Source organism: Agrobacterium sp. 22-223-1 (genome assembly GCF_053522385.1).
The window spans coordinates 1,154,853-1,173,422 of sequence record NZ_JBNWCN010000001.1 but is presented as its reverse complement, the minus strand read 5'-3'; the positions used below and the strand labels follow the sequence as shown (position 1 = coordinate 1,173,422).

The 18,570-nt window shown below is 59.3% G+C and carries 19 protein-coding genes; 2 read left to right on the top strand and 17 right to left on the bottom strand.

Annotated elements, in window-relative coordinates:
• Window positions 1-38: 38 nt before the first annotated feature.
• The 6 genes from ACQZ60_RS05795 to ACQZ60_RS05770 form a co-directional block, all read right to left on the bottom strand.
• Window positions 39-572: a MerR family transcriptional regulator gene (locus ACQZ60_RS05795; protein WP_448734897.1), complete on the bottom strand. Its 534-nt coding sequence runs from the start codon at window positions 570-572 to the stop codon at window positions 39-41.
• Window positions 573-844: 272 nt separating this feature from the next.
• Window positions 845-1,183, bottom strand: coding sequence for an integration host factor subunit alpha (locus ACQZ60_RS05790; RefSeq protein ID WP_003502236.1), 339 nt, complete (start codon window positions 1,181-1,183; stop codon window positions 845-847).
• Between the two features lie 244 nt (window positions 1,184-1,427).
• Complete coding sequence (locus tag ACQZ60_RS05785; RefSeq protein ID WP_059752548.1) at window positions 1,428-2,399, bottom strand: beta-ketoacyl-ACP synthase III; 972 nt, start codon at window positions 2,397-2,399, stop codon at window positions 1,428-1,430.
• A gap of 4 nt (window positions 2,400-2,403) precedes the next feature.
• On the bottom strand, window positions 2,404-3,465 hold the full coding sequence (gene plsX / locus ACQZ60_RS05780; RefSeq protein ID WP_003520811.1) for a phosphate acyltransferase PlsX: 1,062 nt from the start codon (window positions 3,463-3,465) through the stop codon (window positions 2,404-2,406).
• 98 nt (window positions 3,466-3,563) lie between these two features.
• A complete protein-coding gene (locus ACQZ60_RS05775; RefSeq protein WP_448734896.1) occupies window positions 3,564-4,127 on the bottom strand; it encodes a YceD family protein in 564 nt (187 codons plus the stop codon).
• Window positions 4,128-4,135: 8 nt separating this feature from the next.
• A complete protein-coding gene (locus ACQZ60_RS05770) occupies window positions 4,136-4,675 on the bottom strand; it encodes a ubiquinol-cytochrome C chaperone family protein (protein ID WP_269830786.1) in 540 nt (179 codons plus the stop codon).
• Between the two features lie 272 nt (window positions 4,676-4,947).
• Here ACQZ60_RS05770 and ACQZ60_RS05765 point away from each other — a divergent pair, with 272 nt between their 5' ends.
• Window positions 4,948-5,478: an outer membrane protein assembly factor BamE gene (locus tag ACQZ60_RS05765; RefSeq protein WP_003520808.1), complete on the top strand. Its 531-nt coding sequence runs from the start codon at window positions 4,948-4,950 to the stop codon at window positions 5,476-5,478.
• A 76-nt stretch (window positions 5,479-5,554) separates the two neighbouring features.
• Here ACQZ60_RS05765 and ACQZ60_RS05760 read toward each other — a convergent pair whose 3' ends face one another.
• From ACQZ60_RS05760 to ACQZ60_RS05715, 10 genes are all read right to left on the bottom strand, one after another.
• On the bottom strand, window positions 5,555-7,693 hold the full coding sequence (locus ACQZ60_RS05760) for a sodium-translocating pyrophosphatase (RefSeq protein ID WP_035261631.1): 2,139 nt from the start codon (window positions 7,691-7,693) through the stop codon (window positions 5,555-5,557).
• A gap of 218 nt (window positions 7,694-7,911) precedes the next feature.
• A complete protein-coding gene (locus ACQZ60_RS05755; RefSeq protein WP_020809941.1) occupies window positions 7,912-9,135 on the bottom strand; it encodes an MFS transporter in 1,224 nt (407 codons plus the stop codon).
• Between the two features lie 21 nt (window positions 9,136-9,156).
• Window positions 9,157-9,654: a transcription antitermination factor NusB gene (gene nusB, locus ACQZ60_RS05750; RefSeq protein WP_004441180.1), complete on the bottom strand. Its 498-nt coding sequence runs from the start codon at window positions 9,652-9,654 to the stop codon at window positions 9,157-9,159.
• A 4-nt stretch (window positions 9,655-9,658) separates the two neighbouring features.
• Entirely contained in the window at window positions 9,659-10,105 is a 447-nt protein-coding gene (locus tag ACQZ60_RS05745) for a 6,7-dimethyl-8-ribityllumazine synthase (RefSeq protein ID WP_020809943.1), read from the bottom strand.
• Window positions 10,106-10,269: 164 nt separating this feature from the next.
• Entirely contained in the window at window positions 10,270-10,902 is a 633-nt protein-coding gene (locus ACQZ60_RS05740) for a LysE family translocator (RefSeq protein WP_020809944.1), read from the bottom strand.
• Between the two features lie 299 nt (window positions 10,903-11,201).
• Window positions 11,202-11,813: a riboflavin synthase gene (locus tag ACQZ60_RS05735; protein ID WP_003520802.1), complete on the bottom strand. Its 612-nt coding sequence runs from the start codon at window positions 11,811-11,813 to the stop codon at window positions 11,202-11,204.
• Window positions 11,813-13,057 carry a bifunctional diaminohydroxyphosphoribosylaminopyrimidine deaminase/5-amino-6-(5-phosphoribosylamino)uracil reductase RibD gene (gene ribD / locus ACQZ60_RS05730; RefSeq protein ID WP_020809945.1) on the bottom strand — a complete coding sequence of 415 codons (1,245 nt, stop codon included), beginning with the start codon at window positions 13,055-13,057 and terminating at the stop codon, window positions 11,813-11,815. The genes ACQZ60_RS05735 and ribD overlap by 1 nt, the downstream gene beginning before the upstream one ends.
• 2 nt (window positions 13,058-13,059) lie before the next feature.
• Window positions 13,060-13,539: a transcriptional regulator NrdR gene (gene nrdR / locus ACQZ60_RS05725; protein WP_003496675.1), complete on the bottom strand. Its 480-nt coding sequence runs from the start codon at window positions 13,537-13,539 to the stop codon at window positions 13,060-13,062.
• 14 nt (window positions 13,540-13,553) lie between these two features.
• Complete coding sequence (glyA, locus tag ACQZ60_RS05720; protein ID WP_020809946.1) at window positions 13,554-14,843, bottom strand: serine hydroxymethyltransferase; 1,290 nt, start codon at window positions 14,841-14,843, stop codon at window positions 13,554-13,556.
• 198 nt (window positions 14,844-15,041) lie between these two features.
• Window positions 15,042-16,373 carry a L,D-transpeptidase family protein gene (locus ACQZ60_RS05715; protein ID WP_003520799.1) on the bottom strand — a complete coding sequence of 444 codons (1,332 nt, stop codon included), beginning with the start codon at window positions 16,371-16,373 and terminating at the stop codon, window positions 15,042-15,044.
• A gap of 295 nt (window positions 16,374-16,668) precedes the next feature.
• On the opposite strand from ACQZ60_RS05715, the gene ACQZ60_RS05710 reads away from it, so the two are divergent.
• Window positions 16,669-16,884 carry a hypothetical protein gene (locus ACQZ60_RS05710; protein ID WP_020809947.1) on the top strand — a complete coding sequence of 72 codons (216 nt, stop codon included), beginning with the start codon at window positions 16,669-16,671 and terminating at the stop codon, window positions 16,882-16,884.
• Window positions 16,885-16,892: 8 nt separating this feature from the next.
• Here the strand turns inward: ACQZ60_RS05710 and ACQZ60_RS05705 are convergent, their stop codons facing one another.
• The gene (locus ACQZ60_RS05705) at window positions 16,893-17,642 is read right to left on the bottom strand and encodes a hypothetical protein (protein WP_155246251.1); all 750 of its coding nucleotides are present in this window, start codon (window positions 17,640-17,642) and stop codon (window positions 16,893-16,895) included.
• Window positions 17,643-18,570 lie beyond the last annotated feature (928 nt).

The window sequence follows — 18,570 nt, the reverse complement described above, 5'->3', positions numbered from 1 at the left end:
CCGAATGGAACGCACGCAAATGAGCTGTGGATAAACCCTCAGCGAACCTGATCGAGAAGGCGCTTGCATTCGAGGAGATCGAACAGGGCTTCCTGCAAAAGCGCCTGATCGTCCTTGCCGATGCTCGACTTGCCGACCGATATTTCCGCATCGCCGCCGCCACCGCCGAAGCCGAAAAAACGGCCGCTTGGCTTGGCCTTCGGGCGACCGACGACCTCGTCCCCATCGCTATCGACGACACGCGGTTCGGCGACTTCCTTTTCACCGCTCGCCGCCATGATGGCTTCCATGGTCGCGAGATCACCGGAGGCGATGGCCGCCACGAAGCGGTTGCCATTGGCTTTCAGCAGCTTCTGTACACCCTTGATGGTGTAGCCATGGTCATAAAGAAGGTGACGAATGCCCTTCAGGAGATCGATATCGTCAGGACGGTAATAACGGCGGCCCCCGCCCCGTTTCATCGGCTTGATCTGCGGAAAGCGTGTTTCCCAGAAACGCAGCACATGCTGCGGCAGGTTCAGCTCATCCGCCACTTCACTGATCGTCCGAAACGCGTCGGGGCTTTTATCCAAATTTCCACTCCCATCCGAACCGGAGCGCCATGCATCCGGCCGGACACTGAACGAGAACGCTTTTCACCCGCCGGTCAAACACCACGCAAAGTCGGTTACGACCCCGCGCCGACGCCGTCGCGGCGAGATACAAATCACTAAAATGATTATGATGTGAGTCGACTGGATTTCAACGGCTTGCACGTTGAAATTCAAGTATGTTCACAAGAAGAATGGGGAAAAGGCTTGCGATACGGCAAAAAAGGCGTGTCGCTCCGACCTTGAGTGAGGGATTATGCCCCCGCCTTCTGGCCCTTCTGCTTGGCCTTGCGGGCCGTATGGGCCTTCAGAATGCGCTGCTTCAGCACGTTCGAGGCCTTGAAGGTCATGACGCGGCGCGGCGAAATCGGAACTTCCTCACCCGTCTTCGGGTTGCGGCCGATGCGCTCGTTCTTTTCCCTGATCTGGAAAGTTGCGAAGGAAGAGAGCTTGACGACTTCGCCGCGGGTGATCGCGTTGCATATTTCGTCGATGATCGTTTCGACCAGCTCGGCGGATTCGGTGCGGGACAGCCCGACTTTACGAAACACAGATTCTGCAAGATCTGCGCGTGTCACTGTCTTCCCGGCCATTTTTCCCCACAAACCGTGTCTGAACTCTTCTCTAGGAGCCGCCGAGATTATTTCCCTTGTGGCGACCGGTCAAGGGATTGTTCCAGATTCATTTGAGGCTTTCGGCAATCAGTGCAAGGGCTTAGAGCGACTGATACGGTTTTGACACAGCCTCGGGCCGCTCCGGCGCTTCCAATCGGGGCGAGAGCGCGAAAATCACAACCGATTTCGCGCCATCGCCCCGGCAAACGCGGAAATCAGGCCTTTACCAGCGCAGCAGCACCGCGCCCCAGGTGAAGCCGCCGCCCATGGCCTCCAGCATGACCAGATCGCCCTTCTTGATGCGTCCGTCACCGGCGGCAACGGCGAGCGCCAGCGGAATGGAGGCGGCCGAGGTATTGCCGTGCTGATCGACGGTGATCACGACCTTTTCCGGGTCGATGTTGAGCTTCTTTGCCGAACCGTCGATGATGCGCTTGTTGGCCTGATGCGGAACCAGCCAGTCGAGATCGTCGGACGTCGTGCCCGTCGCCTCGAAGGCCTGTTCGATGACGTCGGTGATCATGCCGACGGCGTGCTTGAACACTTCCCGGCCTTCCATGCGCAGATGACCGACCGTGCCTGTGGTGGAAGGTCCGCCATCGACATAGAGCTTTTCCTTGTGCGAGCCGTCGGAGCGAAGCTGCGCCGTCAGGATGCCGCGATCGGCGGAGGTGCCCTCGCCTTCGCCGGCCTCCAGAACCAGCGCGCCGGCGCCGTCGCCGAAGAGAACGCAGGTGGTGCGGTCCTTCCAGTCGAGGATGCGGGAGAAGGTTTCGGAGCCGATCACCAGAACGCGCTTGGCCATGCCGCCGCGAATATAGAGATCGGCGGTCGATACGGCATAAACGAAACCGGAGCAGACGGCCTGCATGTCGAAGGCGAAACCATGGGTCATGCCCAGCCGGTTCTGGATGTTCACCGCCGTTGCCGGAAAGGTATTATCCGGGGTCGAGGTGGCCAGAATGATGAGGTCGATATCGTCGGGCGTCAGGCCGGCATTATCGAGCGCGGCGCGCGCCGCCGCTTCGCCGAGCGACGCGGTGGTTTCACCTTCGCCGGCGATATAGCGCTGCTTGATGCCAGTGCGCTGCACGATCCATTCGTCTGACGTCTCGACGACGCCTTCGATTTCGCTGTTGGTCATGACACGCTTCGGAAGCGCTGCCCCGAAACCACGAACTATAGAGCGGATCATTCCCTTATTCCTCGTCAGCCACGAGAGCTTCGGGCGCCGGGGGCGGAAGCCGTCTTGCGTGGTAAATCTTCAGATCATTTTCAATCTTGGCCGTCAGGCCGTTGTGGACCATGTCGTAGCCGACATCGACGGCGGAGGCAAAACCGAGGGCATCCGTGCCGCCATGGCTCTTGATGACAATGCCGTTCAGGCCGAGAAACACGCCGCCATTGACCTTGCGGGGGTCCATCTTTTCCCTGAGTACGTCAAAGGCACTTTTCGCCAGAATATAGCCGATCTTGGCAAAGAAGCTGCGGGAGATCGCCTCACGCAGCAGCGTGGTGATCTGGCGCGCCGTGCCTTCGGCCGCTTTGAGTGCAATGTTGCCGGTGAAACCTTCGGTCACCACCACGTCCACCGTGCCCTTGCCGATATCGTCGCCTTCGACGAAACCGCGATAATCGATGGTGGCGAGATCAGCCTCGCGAATGAGACGCCCGGCCTCACGCACCTCTTCCTGACCCTTGACCTCCTCGACGCCGACATTGAGCAGGCCAACGGTCGGACGGTCGATATCGAAGAGCGCGCGCGCCATGGCGCCGCCCATCAGGGCGAAATCCAGAAGCTGCTGGGAATCGGCGCCGATGGTCGCGCCGATGTCGAGCACGATGCTTTCGCCCTTCAGCGTTGGCCAGATGCCGGCGATTGCCGGGCGTTCCACTCGCGCCATGGTGCGCAAACAGAATTTCGCCATGGCCATCAGCGCGCCGGTATTGCCGGCGGAAACGGCGACATCCGCCTCGCCGAGCTTCACGGCCTCGATGGCGCGCCACATGCTGGAGACGTAGCGGCCACGGCGCAGCGCCTGGCTCGGCTTCTCGTCCATGCTGACCGAGACTTCACAATCGTGGAAGACCGACTTTTCCCGAAGTGCGGGATATTGTGCCAGAATGGGGTCGCATTTGCTCTTCTGCCCGTAGAGCAGAAAAGTTACATCGTTGTGCCGTTCAAGCGCCTTGGCGGCACCGGGTATGGCAACATCTGGGCCGAAATCGCCACCCATGACGTCAATTGCAATTCTGATCACTCGTCCCTTATCCTTCTTCCCGCCAATCAGCGGTTTTGCGCGAAAATACCTTTTCCGGCCTTCGTTACAATAAAATTATTTCAGCCCAACGGGGCCATTCAGTCTTTTTTCCAATCTTTGAGCACGGCAAAGGGCGACGGGCGCTTTTCTTCTTCAGGCTCTTTTTCGACCGCTTCGGCAAATTCCGCATCCGGTTTGCGCGGATAGGGATCGATCGCGAGCGCCGCAAATTCCGCGACCACGGCGCCGACATCGATGCTGTCGCCGGTGAACTGGTCGGGAATATCCGGGCCGTCGGGGTCGAGCACGATCTCGCCTTCCTCATTGGTCACCATCCGCGCCAGTTTCGAACCTTCCGGAACGAAAATCTGCTCGACTGGCTCGTCGATCTTGCTCGAGATCGGCTCCAGCGTGACGACGCAGGATTGCGTTACCGCCGCATGCACTTCGCCCTTGATCTTCACGCCATCCTTCTTCCAGCGGGAAACCTGCAGCTCCGCCTTCAGATATTCGACGGAAACCACATTCCAGAATTTCGCCAGCGCCTTCAGTTCCTCGGCACTGGCTTCGAGACCAATCCTGACCGGATTGGCGGAAATATGGCCTACCTTTACGGGATAGGAAAAAGGCAGGTCGTCATTTGCAGGGTGTCGCGCGTTCATCGTGAACCTCATCGTCCAGGCAAGGGCAGCGTCAGGCTTCCGGTTGCTATTGTGTCTTCGGACTGGGTGGCAAGTTGCGTGGATGCGTCCATCATCCAGCCTGCCAGCCCCTCCATCTCGGGCGCCTTCTCATCTACCTGCGGATATATATTGCGCCGGAGCGCTGCGGCAAGGGCAACGCGGTCGGAAGCATCCAGCGCCGCCGCATAGGATTCGAGCCGCCCATAGAACATGCCGGCGAATTTCTTCATGCGTTTCGGCACGCCCTGATCGCCGATTCCCAGTTCGCGGATGGAATGATCGAGGTCCTGAAAAAAGGCGTCGACGATCTCCTGGGCAATTTCCTGCCCGCTGACATCGGAGGATTTGGTGCGGCGGAAATAGAGAATCATGATGACCGACAGCATCTCGAAGCGGCCCATGACCGTATCGGGAACACCGAGATCGAGATAGAAAGCGGGCGTGCGGGCAGCGGCCGTCAAAGTCGCATATTGCCGGTCGACAATGGCGCGATTGTTGTTTTTCTTCTTGAACAGCCCGAATATCATCGTTTTTTTTTCCGAACGGGACGGGTGAATTCGCTTACCGCCCATCGCACTTGTTGCATGATCGTCAAAGCTGGTTTACCGAAGCATCCACGAATTGCAATGCTGTCGCGGTCACGTTCGTCTTTCGCCTGAAACAGTCGAAGAGAACCGGAGGAGTTCCAAAAGACCGGGAAAGCATTGAATTTGGGGAGTGACCGGGATTTTCCGTCCCCGGATTGACACAATCATGTGCACAGACACTGTGCACCACGCAATGCCGGAAGGTGCCATTCATGATCGCAGTCGGGGAAAAGCAGTTGAGCAAGCAGAAATCCGCAAGTCACGGCAATGTTCTGAGCAAGACCGCCATCGCAATCGTGCTCGCATCCGGCCTGCTTTCCGCCTGCAGCAGCACGACCGATGTGTTCCATAACGGCTATGTCATGGACGAGCAGTCGCTCCAGCTGATCCCGGAAGGTTCGAGCCGCGAGCAGGTTCTGCTGACCATGGGCACGCCCTCCACCACCGCGACCTTCGGCAACGAGGTTTTCTATTACATCTCGCAGAAGCGCGTGCGCCGCGCGGCCTTCATGAAGCCGGCGCTGGTCGAGCAGAACATTCTCGCGATCTACTTCAACAAGGACGGCGTGATCGAGCGCAAGGCCAACTATACGCTGCAGGACGGCAAGGTCTTCGACACGATTTCGCGCACCACACCGACGGGCGGCAAGGACCTCACCTTCCTGCAGCAGCTGCTTTCCGGCGGCACCTCCGGCGCCAATATCGCCAAGAGCATTCTGGGTCAGGGCAACAACACCCCCTGATCGGAAGAAGAAACGGAAAATTCAAAGGCCCGGGGATCGCTCCCCGGGCCTTTTTCATTTGTCGGAACCTAAGCCCTCAGTGGGCAAGAACCGCCAGCAGCAGCAGCGCCACGATATTGGTGATCTTGATCGCCGGGTTGACGGCTGGACCGGCGGTATCCTTGTAGGGATCGCCGACCGTATCGCCCGTCACCGACGCCTTGTGGGCGTCCGAACCCTTGACGTGGCGCACGCCGTCCTTATCGATGAAACCGTCTTCGAAGCTCTTTTTGGCATTGTCCCATGCGCCGCCACCGGAGGTCATAGAAATCGCCACGAAGAGGCCATTGATGATGACGCCAAGCAGCGATGCGCCAAGTGCTGCGAAGGCCGACGCCTTGGAGCCGGAAATGGCCAGCACGCCGAAATAAACGACAAGCGGCGCCAGAACCGGCAGGAGCGACGGGATGACCATTTCCTTGATCGCCGCCCGTGTCAGCAGATCCACGGCCTTGCCGTAATCAGGCTTTTCCGTTCCGGCCATGATGCCGGGCTTTTCGCGGAACTGGCGGCGTACTTCCTCGACGATCGAGCTTGCCGCCTTGCCCACCGCCGTCATGGCGATGCCGCCGAAGAGATAGGGGATGAGGCCGCCGAACAGCAGGCCCGCAACGACGTAAGGATTGGCGAGGCTGAAGGAAATCTCGCCCATATCCTTGAAGTAGGGATAGGTGTCGCCATTGGCGGCGAAATAGGAGAGGTCATTGGCATAGGCGGCGAACAGCACCAGTGCGCCGAGACCGGCAGAACCGATGGCGTAACCCTTTGTGACGGCTTTGGTGGTGTTGCCGACAGCGTCCAGGGCATCGGTCGCCTTGCGCACGTCAGGATCGAGACCGGCCATTTCGGCGATACCGCCAGCATTGTCCGTGACCGGGCCGAAGGCGTCGAGGGCCACGATCATGCCGGCGAGGCCGAGCATGGCGGTGACCGCGATGCCAGTGCCGAACAGGCCGCCGAGCTGGTAGGTTCCGATGATGCCGCCAACGATGACGATGGCCGGCAGCGCCGTCGATTCCAGCGAGACCGCAAGGCCCTGGATGACGTTGGTGCCATGGCCGGTGACAGACGCCTGGGCGATGGAGTTGACCGGCCGCTTGTTGGTGCCGGTATAATATTCGGTGATGACGACGATCAGCGCCGTCACGACGAGGCCGACCAATCCGCAGAAGAAGAGATTGGTGCCGGTGATTTCCATGCCGGCTACCGTGCCCACCACTCCCCAGCCGACCGTGGCATGAGTGGCGACCGCAAGACCCGCAACCGAGAAGACACCGGTGGCGATCAGGCCCTTGTAGAGCGCCCCCATGATGGAATTGTTGGTGCCGAGCTTCACGAAGAAGGTGCCGGCAATCGAGGTCAGGATGCAGGCGCCGCAGATCGCCAGCGGATAGACCATGGCGCTTTCCAGTATCGGCGTTCCGGCAAAGAATATCGCGGCGAGAACCATGGTCGCGACGACAGATACGGCATAGGTCTCGAAGAGGTCGGCGGCCATGCCGGCGCAATCGCCGACGTTGTCGCCGACATTGTCGGCGATGGTTGCCGGGTTGCGCGGATCGTCCTCGGGAATACCGGCCTCCACCTTGCCGACGAGATCGCCGCCGACATCCGCACCCTTGGTGAAGATGCCGCCGCCGAGGCGGGCGAAGATGGAGATCAGCGATGCGCCGAAGCCGAGCGACACCAGCGCATCGATCACCTCACGCGAGCCGGCCGGATGGCCCATCACCGAGGTGAGGATGAAATAATAGATGGAGACGCCGAGCAGCGCGAGACCCGCCACCAGCATGCCGGTGATGGCGCCCGACTTGAAGGCGATATCGAGACCGGCGGAAAGGCTGTGCGAGGCGGCCTGCGCGGTGCGCAGATTGGCGCGCACGGAGACATGCATGCCGACGAAGCCGGCGACGCCTGAAAGCACCGCGCCGACGAGGAAGCCGATGGCCGCCATGGATGACAGAAGATACCAGGCCAGAATGGCGACGATCAGTCCGACGATGGCGATGGTGAGATATTGACGGGTGAGATAAGCCTGCGCACCTTCACGGATAAAACCTGCTATTTCACGCATACGCTCGTTGCCCTGATCGGCATCGAGAACGCTTTTGGTGGCCCATACCGCGTAAACCACGGACAGGACACCGCATAAAATTACTATGGGTATTACGGTCATGCGCACTTACCTCCCAAAAGGCCGGGTCTCACTCCCTCCCCGGCGTGGCGAAACCTTGTGCAGGGAGATGCGGACGGCCTGTCCCAAATCCCGTCTTGGGCATTTGTTCCCCTCCCAAGGAAAAATGTCCTCGGAGCGGAGATTGCGTTGGCGCGAGGTGCCGCGTCAAGCCCACAAATTTGCCTGAAACTTGAAAGGAGTAGAGTGCGGCGCGCGACTCAGGCTGCTTTTTTGCGGCTTGTCAGGACAAGTGACAGGACAAGCAGGAGGCAAAGCCCGGCAACCGGCCAGATGACGAGGTTCATCACCGACCAGCCCCAGGCCGTAAACACCTTGCCGGAAGAGAAGGATGACAGCGCCACGGTGCCAAATAGCACGATATCGTGGAAACCCTGCACCTTGTCCGCCTCATGCGGGCGGTAGCTGGAGGTGATGATGGCGGTTGCGCCGATGAAGCCGAAATTCCAGCCTAGGCCGAGCAGGATGAGCGCCGCCCAGAAATTCCACAGCTCTATGCCCATATGGGCGACGATGGCGCAGGCCATCAGCACGATGAGGCCCGCCGCGACGATTTTTTCCGAACCGAATCGGGAAATCAGCATGCCGGTGAAGAAGCTCGGGCCGAACATGGCGAGCACGTGCCACTGGATGCCGAGCGTGGCGAGTTCGGTGGGGAAACCGCAGCCGACCACCATGGCGAGCGGTGCGCCGGTCATCATGAAGGTCATCAGGGCATAGGAACCGATGCCGCAGATCATGCCGGTGACGAAACGCTGCGTGCGGACGATTTCCGACAGCGGCCTTACCGATTCGACATGGGCGGCAGCCGCCTTGGGATCGGGCAATTTCAGAAACGCCAGAATGGCGATCGAAACGAGGCCGAGCGGAACGAGCGCCAGAAAAGCGCCGGCAAAGGTGACCGGCGCAAGCAAATCCTTGCCGAAGATGGCGAGTTGAGGCCCGACGATAGCGGAAATGATGCCGCCCGCCAGAATCCAGGAGATCGCCTTCGGCTTGTAGAAGGATGGAGAGGCGTCGGCCGCTGCGAAGCGGATCTTCTGGGTAAAACCGCCGGAAATGCCGATCAGCAGCAGGCCGACGGCAAACAGCCAGAAATCCGAACGGAAAAGCGCCACGGCGGCAATGCCGCCGCCGATGGAGCACATCAGCGCGCCGACCATGAAGCCTGCCTTGCGGCCAAGGAAGCGGGATGCAGCCGCCACGCAGATCGCGCCGAGCGCAACGCCGATATTGAAACCGGTGAGAGGCGCGGTCGCCAGCGACTTATCCGCGCCGAGCAGCTGATAGCCGGCAAGAGCGCCGACCGAAAAGCTCAGGGGCGCAGCCGATCCCATGATCGCCTGCGCGATGGTGAGGAGAAAGACGTTGCGCTTCGCCTCGTCCAGTTGAACTTCAAGTCCGGGGACGGAAACGGCGCTCATGTCTTCCTCACCTAAGTTTTTTTAGCGTTTTGCCTCGCCGCGCACCTGCTTGGCAATGCGGTCAAGTACCGCATTCACCAGCTTCGGCTCGTCGTGTTCAAAGAAAGCACGGGCGATTTCGACATATTCCGTGACGATGACGGCGACCGGCACGTCCTTGCGCTCCAGAATCTCGAAAGTGCCTGCACGCAGGATGGCGCGCACGGTGGCATCGAGGCGCGACAGCGGCCAGTCTTCCAGAAGGGCGGAGCGAACCAGCGGGTCGATCTTCGTCTGATCGCGGACGACGCCGGAAACGATGGAACGGAACCAGGACGGGTCGGCCTTCAGATAGGTATCGCCGTCGACTTCCTGCCCGAGACGGTGCGCCTCGTATTCGGCCACGACTTCCATAACGCCGGTTCCGCCGACATCCATCTGGTAAAGCGCCTGCACGGCCGCAAGGCGGGCCGCGCCGCGCTGGTTGGCGGGCTTTACCGAAGGCTGGCGCGGTTCGCCGCCATTTTCAACATTCGACATGCGTTCAGCCACCCAGTTTTTTCTTCAGCTCGATCATCGTCAGCGCCGCACGCGCCGCGAAACCGCCCTTGTCCTTGTCGGAACGGCGCACGCGCGCCCATGCCTGTTCGTCATTCTCGACGGTGAGGATGCCGTTGCCGATCGGCAGCGATTCGCTGACGGCGAGATCCATCAGGGCGCGGGAGGATTCGTTGGAGACGATGTCGAAGTGGTAGGTCTCGCCGCGGATTACCATGCCGAGCGCAACGAAACCGTCATATTCCGTGCCGTCATTGTCAGCACCGTCAAGCGCCATGGCGATGGCGGCGGGGATTTCCAGCGCGCCGGGAACGGTGATGACATCATAGGTGGCGCCAGCCTCATCGAGCGCGAATTTCGCGCCTTCGAGAAGGGCATCCGCCATATCGTCGTAAAAACGTGCTTCCACGATAAGAAGATGGGGTTTGGACATGATATTTTCCTGAAAAGCTTAATGCCGGATCATACCGGCTTTTGCGGCGGTCAAACCACGGCTGGCCATTTTTGGCAAGTAATTTCATGTGTCAGCGGCGCAAGAGGCCGCGTTTGCGGGGCATTTGGCCGGGTTTCACGCCTCCCGGCGCGGCTTCGCGACAATCAGGTTTTCTGGAAGGCGAGATGGACGCCAAGCCCCATCAGCACCGTTCCGGCAGCGCGTCGAGCGAGCACCTGCACCGCCCCGGAACGCTTCAAACGCCCAACCATGGCGCCTGCGAGAAGCACGCCGACAAGATCGGCCGAGGAAAAAATGAAATTGACGGCGATGCCGAGGATCAGCAATTGCAGCCAGACCGGAAAGGCCGCCGCAGGGTCCACGAATTGCGGCAGGAAGGCCAGAAAGAACAGCGCCGTCTTCGGATTGAGCACATCGACAATGATGCTGTCGATAAAGGCGCGGCGGGCCGATTTCGGCTCGATGGTCAGATTGACCGCCTCGCCTTCAAGCTTGCTGCGCAGCATCGAGAAGCCGAGCCAGACGAGATAAAGCGCGCCGCAGAGCTTCACAGCGAGATAAAGCCACGGGACGGCCTGAAACAGCACCGAAAGCCCTGCCGCAGAGGCGAAAATGTGGAAATAGCAGCCGACATGGATTCCAAGCACCGCCATCAGCCCGGCAAACCGTCCGCGCGCCATGGTCTGCGCCGCCGCATAAAGCATGGCCGGACCGGGGATATAGGCGAACAAGGCGGTGGTTATGAAAAAGGCTGTCAGCAATTCGAAGGACGGCATGATGTATTTCCCCTACCCCGTTTGGCTCGCGGTCGATATCAAACGGCCTAAAAAGTCTTATAGCGTTTCCAGCTTCATCGGAAGCGGGGTGCTTGAGAACAATTGCAATATGCCGCGATTTCAGGTGTTGGCCACTCCCCTTTCCGTCATTCCGGCCTTGAGCCGGAATCCAGTCGACGCGCGTCTGCGCGGCGGGAAAAGTTCTTTCAGCCCAAAGACTTGGGCTGGCTGGATTCCGGCTCAAGGCCGGAATGACGGAGGAGGCGTCGGTGCGTCATCCTCTCCAAAGCATCGTCACATTACGCCGAGGGAAATTCCGCAAGCCTTGCGGCATAACGCGCCATGGTATCGACTTCGAAATTGACGAAATCGCCCGGCTGGCGTTCGCCCCAGGTGGTGACAGTTAGCGTGTGGCGGATCAGCAGCACGTCGAAATCCGTGCCTTCGACGGCATTGACGGTGAGCGACGTGCCGTCGAGCGCCACGGAACCCTTGGGCGCCACGAATTTCGCCAGATGCTCCGGCGCGCGCAGGCGGATGCGCACCGCCTCACCTTCCGATTCCACCGAAAGGATTTCCGCCCTGCCATCCACATGCCCGGAAACGATGTGGCCGCCAAGCTCATCGCCGATCTTGAGCGCCCGCTCCAGATTGACGTGGGTGCCCTTTTGCCAGCCGGCAATCGTCGTCAGGCGCAGCGCCTCTTCCCATGCCTCGACCTCGTACCAGCGCTCATTGCTGCCGTCTTCCGGCAATCTCGTCACCGTCAGGCAGACGCCGCCATGGGAGATGGACGCGCCCATATCGATGGTCTTGGGGTCGTAATTGGTCGCCACCCGCAGACGCACGCCTTCGGCCAGAGCTTCCAGCTCGGAAACGGTTCCGACGTCGGTGACAATTCCGGTAAACATCAAATCGGCCTTTCATAATCGAAGCAGCGATCCCGCCCATAGGCGGTCTCGCTGACCAGAGCATAGTCGCCCGGAATATCGGCACGGTTGAGCGGCGTTTCAATGCCGCCCTCACCGATCACGACCGGGCTTTCGAACAGCATGATACGGTCCACCAGCCCGGCTTCAAGGAATGATTTTGCGGCAAAGGCGCCGCCTTCGACCAGAAGTTCCGACATGCCGCTTTCGGCGAGAATGTGGAGGAGGTTTTCGAGCGTTGAGGCTTCGAGGATCTGGACGCCGGCGTTTTCCAGAAGTTGGCGGCGGCGGTCGCGGCTACCCCCCTCTGCCCTGCCGGGCATCTCCCCCTCAAGGGGGGAGATCGGCAAGGGGCTGTCCGCTCGGTCAAATTGCGCTTGTGGTGCACCCTCTCTGGCCGTCGATGCGGGGCGGAGCGGCGCTCCATCGATCTCCCCCCTTGAGGGGGAGATGCCCGGCAGGGCAGAGGGGGGTATAGCCGCGACGACCACCGGCACCTCCCGCGTAGTCCTCACCAGCTTCGATGTCAGCGGCAACTCAAAATGCCGGTCCAGCACGATCCGCACCGGGGAACGCTGCTCCATGCCGGCAATTCGCACCGTCAGTTCCGGATCGTCAGCAATCGCCGTGCCAATCCCCACAAGAATGCAATCGCAACGCGCCCGAAGTTCATGCACGGCATGGCGTGCCTCGGGACCGGTAATCGCCACCTGCCCTTCGCCTTTGCTGCCAATCATGCCATCGGCGGAAATGGCAAGCTTCAGAATCACATGCGGGCGTTTTTTCACCTGACGCGTGAGGTAACCGGCCAGCGCTCTCTTACCTTCATCCCGCAACAGGCCGGTTTCCACGACAATGCCGGCATCCCGTAAAATCGCATAACCACGGCCGGAAACACGCTCGTCCGGATCATCCACCGCCACCACGACGCGGGTGACGCCGTATTCCACCAGGGCATTGGCGCAGGGCGGGGTCTTGCCCCAGTGGGAACAGGGTTCGAGCGTCACATAGGCGGTCGCGCCGCGCGCCGCCTCGCCGGCGATTTCCAGCGCCTGCCGTTCGGCATGCGGGCGGCCGCCGATGGCGGTCACGGCTTCGGCGATGATTTTCCCGTCTTTGACGAGCACACAGCCGACGGAGGGATTGGTGAGCGTCTGGCCCTGATGGCGAAGCGAAACCTCGATTGCCCGAGCCATGAATCTTTCGTCATCGGCGCGGGTGGTCACAGCTAGACTCCGGCGTCCGTATCGCGGGCGATCTTGGCGTTGATTTCGGCAATCACGTTCTCGAAATCCTCGGCATGGCTGAAATCGCGATAGACCGAGGCGTAACGCACGAAGGCCACGTCATCGAGGCTTTTCAGCGCTTCGAGAACCTGAAGGCCGATTTCTTCCGAGGGGATTTCCGTCTCGCCGGAACTTTCCAGACGGCGGACGATGCCGGAGACGGCACGCTCTATCCGGTCGCGATCGACCGGGCGCTTGCGCAGGGCGATCTCGAAGGATCGCACCAGCTTTTCCCGGTCGAAGGGCAGCTTGCGGCCGCTTTTCTTGATGACCATCAGCTCGCGCAGTTGCACGCGCTCATAGGTCGTGAAGCGGCCGCCGCAATCGGGGCAGATGCGCCGCCGGCGGATGGAGGTATTGTCCTCCGCCGGACGCGAGTCCTTGACCTGCGTGTCTTCAGAACCGCAAAAAGGGCAGCGCATCTTCGTCCTTTCTCTTACATGTACGGATACATGGGGAAACGGTCCGTCAGGCCGACGACCTTTTCACGCACCGCAGCTTCGACGGCGGCGTTGCCCTCATCCGAATTGGCAACCTTCAGACCATCGAGAACCTCGACGATCAGCTTGCCGATTTCGCGGAATTCCGCTTCCTTGAAACCGCGCGTCGTGCCGGCTGGCGTGCCGAGACGGACACCGGAGGTGACGAAGGGCTTTTCCGGATCGAAAGGAATGCCGTTCTTGTTGCAGGTGATGTAAGCGCGGCCGAGCGCTGCTTCCGCGCGCTTGCCGGTGGCGTTCTTCTTGCGAAGATCGACCAGCATCAGGTGGTTATCGGTGCCGCCGGAGACGACATCCAGACCGCCTTCGACCAGCGTTTCGGCCAGCGCCTTGGCGTTCTTGACGACCTGAGCGGCATAGTCCTTGAACTCGGGCTTCAGCGCTTCACCGAAGGCGACGGCCTTGGCGGCGATGACATGCATCAGCGGGCCGCCCTGCAGACCGGGGAAGACGGCCGAGTTGAACTTCTTGGCCAGATCCTCGTCATTGGTGAGGATCATGCCGCCGCGCGGGCCGCGCAGCGATTTGTGCGTGGTGGTGGTGGCGACATGGCAGTGCGGGAACGGCGACGGATGCTGGCCACCGGCGACGAGGCCGGCGATGTGCGCCATGTCGACCATCAGGTAGGCGCCGACTTCATCGGCGATCTCGCGGAAGCGCTTCCAGTCCCAGACACGCGAATAGGCGGTGCCGCCGGCGAGAATGAGCTTCGGCTTGTGTTCCTTGGCCTTGCGCTCCACCTCGTCCATGTCGAGCAGGTTGTCGCCTTCACGCACGCCGTAGGAGACGACATTGAACCACTTGCCGGACATGTTGACCGGCGAACCATGCGTCAGGTGGCCTCCCGAGTTCAGATCGAGACCCATGAAGGTATCGCCCGGCTGCAACAGCGCGAGGAACACGGCCTGGTTCATCTGCGAACCGGAGTTCGGCTGGACGTTGGCGAAGTTGACGCCGAACAGCTTCTTGGCGCGTTCGATGGCGAGTTCTTCAGCGATGTCAACGAACTGGCAGCCGCCGTAATAACGCTTGCCCGGATAACCTTCCGCATATTTGTTGGTCATGATCGAACCCTGCGCTTCGAGCACGGCGCGGGAAACGATGTTTTCCGAGGCGATCAGTTCGATCTCGTGGCGCTGGCGACCCAGTTCCTTCTCGATCGCGCCGAAAATTTCCGGATCGACATCGGCAAGCGGACGGGAGAAGAAAGCATCTGTGTTCGACATGGTGAAGGCTCCTGAAACAGTAATGCGATGGCGTCTTAGCGCCCTGCCCCGACAAGAGCAATACGGGCAGCGAGATTTGCCCGTCAAACTGCGACGTTGCGACAAAAAACGACAGATGTTTTCAGAAAATCGCCAAGAAAAAAGCCGCACCCGAAGGTGCGGCTCATGGTGATGGAATGAAATGGCGGCGATGCCGGATCAGTTGCGCGGCAACAGATCGTCATCCACCGGGCCGGCGGGCTGTTCCATGCCGCTCGTGGTGTTGAGCGCCAGTTCGGCGTTGCCGTCCTTTTCATAGATATCATCGCGGAACTGCACCACGCCGTCCTTCGCCGACCAGGCGGTGATGTAGACGAAATAGACCGGGATTTCCTGCGCCAGCTTGATCGGCGTGTTGACGCGGGTGGCGATGACGCGCTCCATTTCCTGACGCGACCAGCCGGGCGTGTCGCGCAGCAGCCAGCTCGTCAGGTCGCGCACGTTCTGCACGCGCACGCAGCCGGAGGATTCGAAACGCATCAGCTTGTTGAACAGGCCCTGCTGCGGCGTGTCGTGCATATATTCATTGTTCGGATTGTGGAAGTTGATCTTCGTGGACGACATGGCGTTGATCTTGCCGGGGTCCTGACGGAACATCAGGTTCGGCGCCTTGGGCGCAAACCAGTCGACCGCGGTTGGCGAAACTTCCTGCCCCTTGCCGTCGATGAGGCGGATGTTGTTCCGCTCCAGATAGGTCGGGTCCTTCTGCATCAGCGGCACGATGTCCTTTTCGACGATCGAGCGCGGCGCGGTCCAGTAAGGGTTGAGGATGACCTCGTAAATCTTGGAATTGATCACATGGGTCGGGCGGCTGGCGCGGCCGACGACGGCCGTGTTGCGCAGCACGACGCGTTCATTTTCAACGGCTTCGATGGCGGCGGCCGGGATATTCACCATCAGGTGACGCTGACCGAGATCGCCGGACATGGACTGGATGCGAACGAGGTTGGTCTGCAGCTGCGCCAGACGGATTTGCGCGGAAACATTGAGCGCCTTCGTGGTGTATTCGCCGCTGACGCCATCGGCCGGAAGGCCATGACGGGCCTGGAAACGCTTCAGCGCGCCATCGACGTAACTATCGAAGGCGCTGGAAATGCCGGCTTCACGCGGCAGGTCGCCGGACACCATCAGTCGCTGGCGCAGCGCCTGTACGGAAGGATCCGAGACGCCGATCTGGAGACGCTGCTGGGACGCGGGCACTTCCGGCCAGCCGCCATTCTGCACGATCTGCTGATATTGCATGATCGCCTGCTGCATGTAGACCGGCGCTTCGCGTCCGAGAACCGGATTGTTGGAAACCACGCCCACGGCCGAACGCGACGTATTGGCGTCGAACTGGTCATCCCAGTTGCCGCGGCGCGAAGAGCCCATGAGATCGTTGAGCGCGTTCTGCGCAAAGGCCGGCGCGGCAAGCGCGGCGGCACCAACGGAAACGGCCGAACGCAGAAGCGCGCGGCGCGATACGGAATCGGAAACGGATTTCTTTGTCATTCTACCTACCAGCCACTCTCTTCGGCATTCTCAACAATGCCTAAATCAATATGATTAACAAACACGTACAACGTGTCTGCCGGCTGGTAATACTCGACACCCATCCATTGGGCGCCATTGTCTGGCAGAACGGTCGGGACTTGCCGCGACAGCAGGAGAAACAGCCGGCTCCTTCACCCTTGCCGGTCCCATATCAATATGGCCGATTCGTGTCACGGCTCTCATCTCACGAAGCTTTGTTCGCCTGAGAAATAGGGCAAAGGCGGTCTAGCAAGTCCGCCTCGGCACGCAAAAGATGAAACAGTTTCAACGCGAATCCATAAGCCGGGGAAAAACCGATGCCCTCGACCTTAACCGTGAAACCGCCGCAGAAATTACAGACGGCATGAATCGAGTCGTCCTGATGATCGTTGAGCTGGCTGTTACATGGTGGGTGGATGGCTTTGAGGGAAAGCGATTGCCAATCTCGATGCTGTTTAAACACGCACAGGAAAATCAAACTAAATCATGAATACTGCGCTAGGCTGCAAAATAGGTTGCCAGTGCTTGAAGTATTCCGACAAAAATCACGACCAAAGTCAATTTGCCGACAAGCTTCTGCTGGCCGATACTCTCTTTGAATCTGCGTTCCTCAAGCTCATATTGGGCGAGCGTTGCAACACCTTGTCCGGTTAGGGAATATTTCCCGTTGGTGAAGGCTAAATCACCCGTTTCAGAGAAAGATTTGAGGATTAAGCGATAGTGATTTGTGACTGACTGCCGCTGAGGATGTCCGAACCCCCTGTAGCTGTAGAGGTCTTGAAGCAGAGAAATTGTATCGACCGCGTAATTGCGGTTGTCGGTCGTCTTCTGAACGAAAACCCTGAGAAGTTCAATCCGATCATAGCGAACCAGGGTCTTTCGGTTGAATAGATATTGACGAGCCTTGTCCTTCGTTACCGCCCAGAATGGATACCTGACGGATTGCTGCAGAATGAATAGAAGGGCCGAGTGCGTGGAAATTTCATATCCATGGTAATAATGCCGGACTTTAAACCGTAGGCGGCTCACTTGCGGCTTGAGAATGCTGCAGTGATGTCCACCGCCGAACGCCTCGTTGAAAAATATGCCTTTGTAAGCGTGACCCAAGTCAGCCTCAACCAAAGCATGCCTTCTATCTGTTTCGTCATAGAAAAGCTCGACTGCAAAATAGTTGTTAGCACGGGAAGCTGGAGGCGATGTCGGAATCATGCGCGGCAAAGGATGCCGTAGAGCAATCTTGATTGCCATTCTATAGATGAAATTCCTCAGCATGCCTTACCCCGTCCAACTGTTCACTTCATATCAGAGGTTGTTGCCGAGATTCGAGGGTACGCCGTCAAAATCATCAGTCGTAGCAAGTCAGATTGAATTCTAAATCTTCCTTCGTGATGCCCCTCCCTTTGAGGACGCAGCTCCGACCATTGCTCCCAATGATATTCGCGGAACGTCCTTCCTGTACGATTACATCCTTGCCATCCACCTGAACTGTTGCGGAGGCGGGCCTGCTATGAACCTTCGCGTATGTCGTGTACCAGAATCCGATCCCTCTTATGTTAATTCGGCCCTCACGCGAAAGAGGAATCCATTCTTCTGGCTTTAATTCAGGGGTCTGAGCCACAGGAGTGGAAAGTGGCGCCGTGACGGCAGAGGCTTGCGGTGTTGTTACGGACCCCGACTTCTCATGAGCGGTAGCTGCTGGCGGATTTGCCGGAGGTTGTGGGGCGTCAGAAGGCAGTGCTCGGTAAGCAATATACAGGGTCAAGACGGCACCGATGAACCCTACTATCGTTTTCACTGTTTTATGGTGAATGAAGGCTTCAAAAACCCTCAAAATCGCGCTTAAAAATGCTCTCATGAATGCCACCGTGGTCCCAATGCTGCGCGGTACTTAACAGCTTCCGGTTGCCAACCGGTAAAAGCTGCGGCTTGATTCGAGTGTGAGTAAGACTAGCAGTCAGGCAGCAGCTACTAGGCTGAGGAAAAGCAACCGTTCGGAACATACGAGAATGGCGAATTTATCGACCTCACGCTTCATGATCGCAATTTGGTCAACGCGATTACGCTAGACATACAGAGAGAGGATAGATCTAAACGGAACAAGGTCCGCTATATAGGGCGCATCGTGGAGTGGATACCACGGTACGCAAAGAAACTGGCGGTCAATTGATCTTTCAGG

Bases quoted from the DNA above. Each gene is read 5' to 3' on its own strand.
- nrdR (WP_003496675.1), bottom strand. From the start codon at position 13,539: ATGCGCTGCCCTTTTTGCGGTTCTGAAGACACGCAGGTCAAGGACTCG.
- ACQZ60_RS05745 (WP_020809943.1), bottom strand. From the start codon at position 10,105: ATGTCCAAACCCCATCTTCTTATCGTGGAAGCACGTTTTTACGACGAT.
- ACQZ60_RS05740 (WP_020809944.1), bottom strand. From the start codon at position 10,902: ATGCCGTCCTTCGAATTGCTGACAGCCTTTTTCATAACCACCGCCTTG.
- ACQZ60_RS05775 (WP_448734896.1), bottom strand. From the start codon at position 4,127: ATGAACGCGCGACACCCTGCAAATGACGACCTGCCTTTTTCCTATCCC.
- ACQZ60_RS05785 (WP_059752548.1), bottom strand. From the start codon at position 2,399: ATGATCCGCTCTATAGTTCGTGGTTTCGGGGCAGCGCTTCCGAAGCGT.
- glyA (WP_020809946.1), bottom strand. From the start codon at position 14,843: ATGTCGAACACAGATGCTTTCTTCTCCCGTCCGCTTGCCGATGTCGAT.
- ACQZ60_RS05765 (WP_003520808.1), top strand. From the start codon at position 4,948: ATGATCGCAGTCGGGGAAAAGCAGTTGAGCAAGCAGAAATCCGCAAGT.
- ACQZ60_RS05770 (WP_269830786.1), bottom strand. From the start codon at position 4,675: ATGATATTCGGGCTGTTCAAGAAGAAAAACAACAATCGCGCCATTGTC.
- ACQZ60_RS05715 (WP_003520799.1), bottom strand. From the start codon at position 16,373: ATGACAAAGAAATCCGTTTCCGATTCCGTATCGCGCCGCGCGCTTCTG.
- ACQZ60_RS05710 (WP_020809947.1), top strand. From the start codon at position 16,669: ATGAAACAGTTTCAACGCGAATCCATAAGCCGGGGAAAAACCGATGCC.
- ACQZ60_RS05755 (WP_020809941.1), bottom strand. From the start codon at position 9,135: ATGAGCGCCGTTTCCGTCCCCGGACTTGAAGTTCAACTGGACGAGGCG.
- nusB (WP_004441180.1), bottom strand. From the start codon at position 9,654: ATGTCGAATGTTGAAAATGGCGGCGAACCGCGCCAGCCTTCGGTAAAG.
- ACQZ60_RS05790 (WP_003502236.1), bottom strand. From the start codon at position 1,183: ATGGCCGGGAAGACAGTGACACGCGCAGATCTTGCAGAATCTGTGTTT.
- ACQZ60_RS05760 (WP_035261631.1), bottom strand. From the start codon at position 7,693: ATGACCGTAATACCCATAGTAATTTTATGCGGTGTCCTGTCCGTGGTT.
- ACQZ60_RS05705 (WP_155246251.1), bottom strand. From the start codon at position 17,642: ATGGCAATCAAGATTGCTCTACGGCATCCTTTGCCGCGCATGATTCCG.
- ACQZ60_RS05735 (WP_003520802.1), bottom strand. From the start codon at position 11,813: ATGTTTACCGGAATTGTCACCGACGTCGGAACCGTTTCCGAGCTGGAA.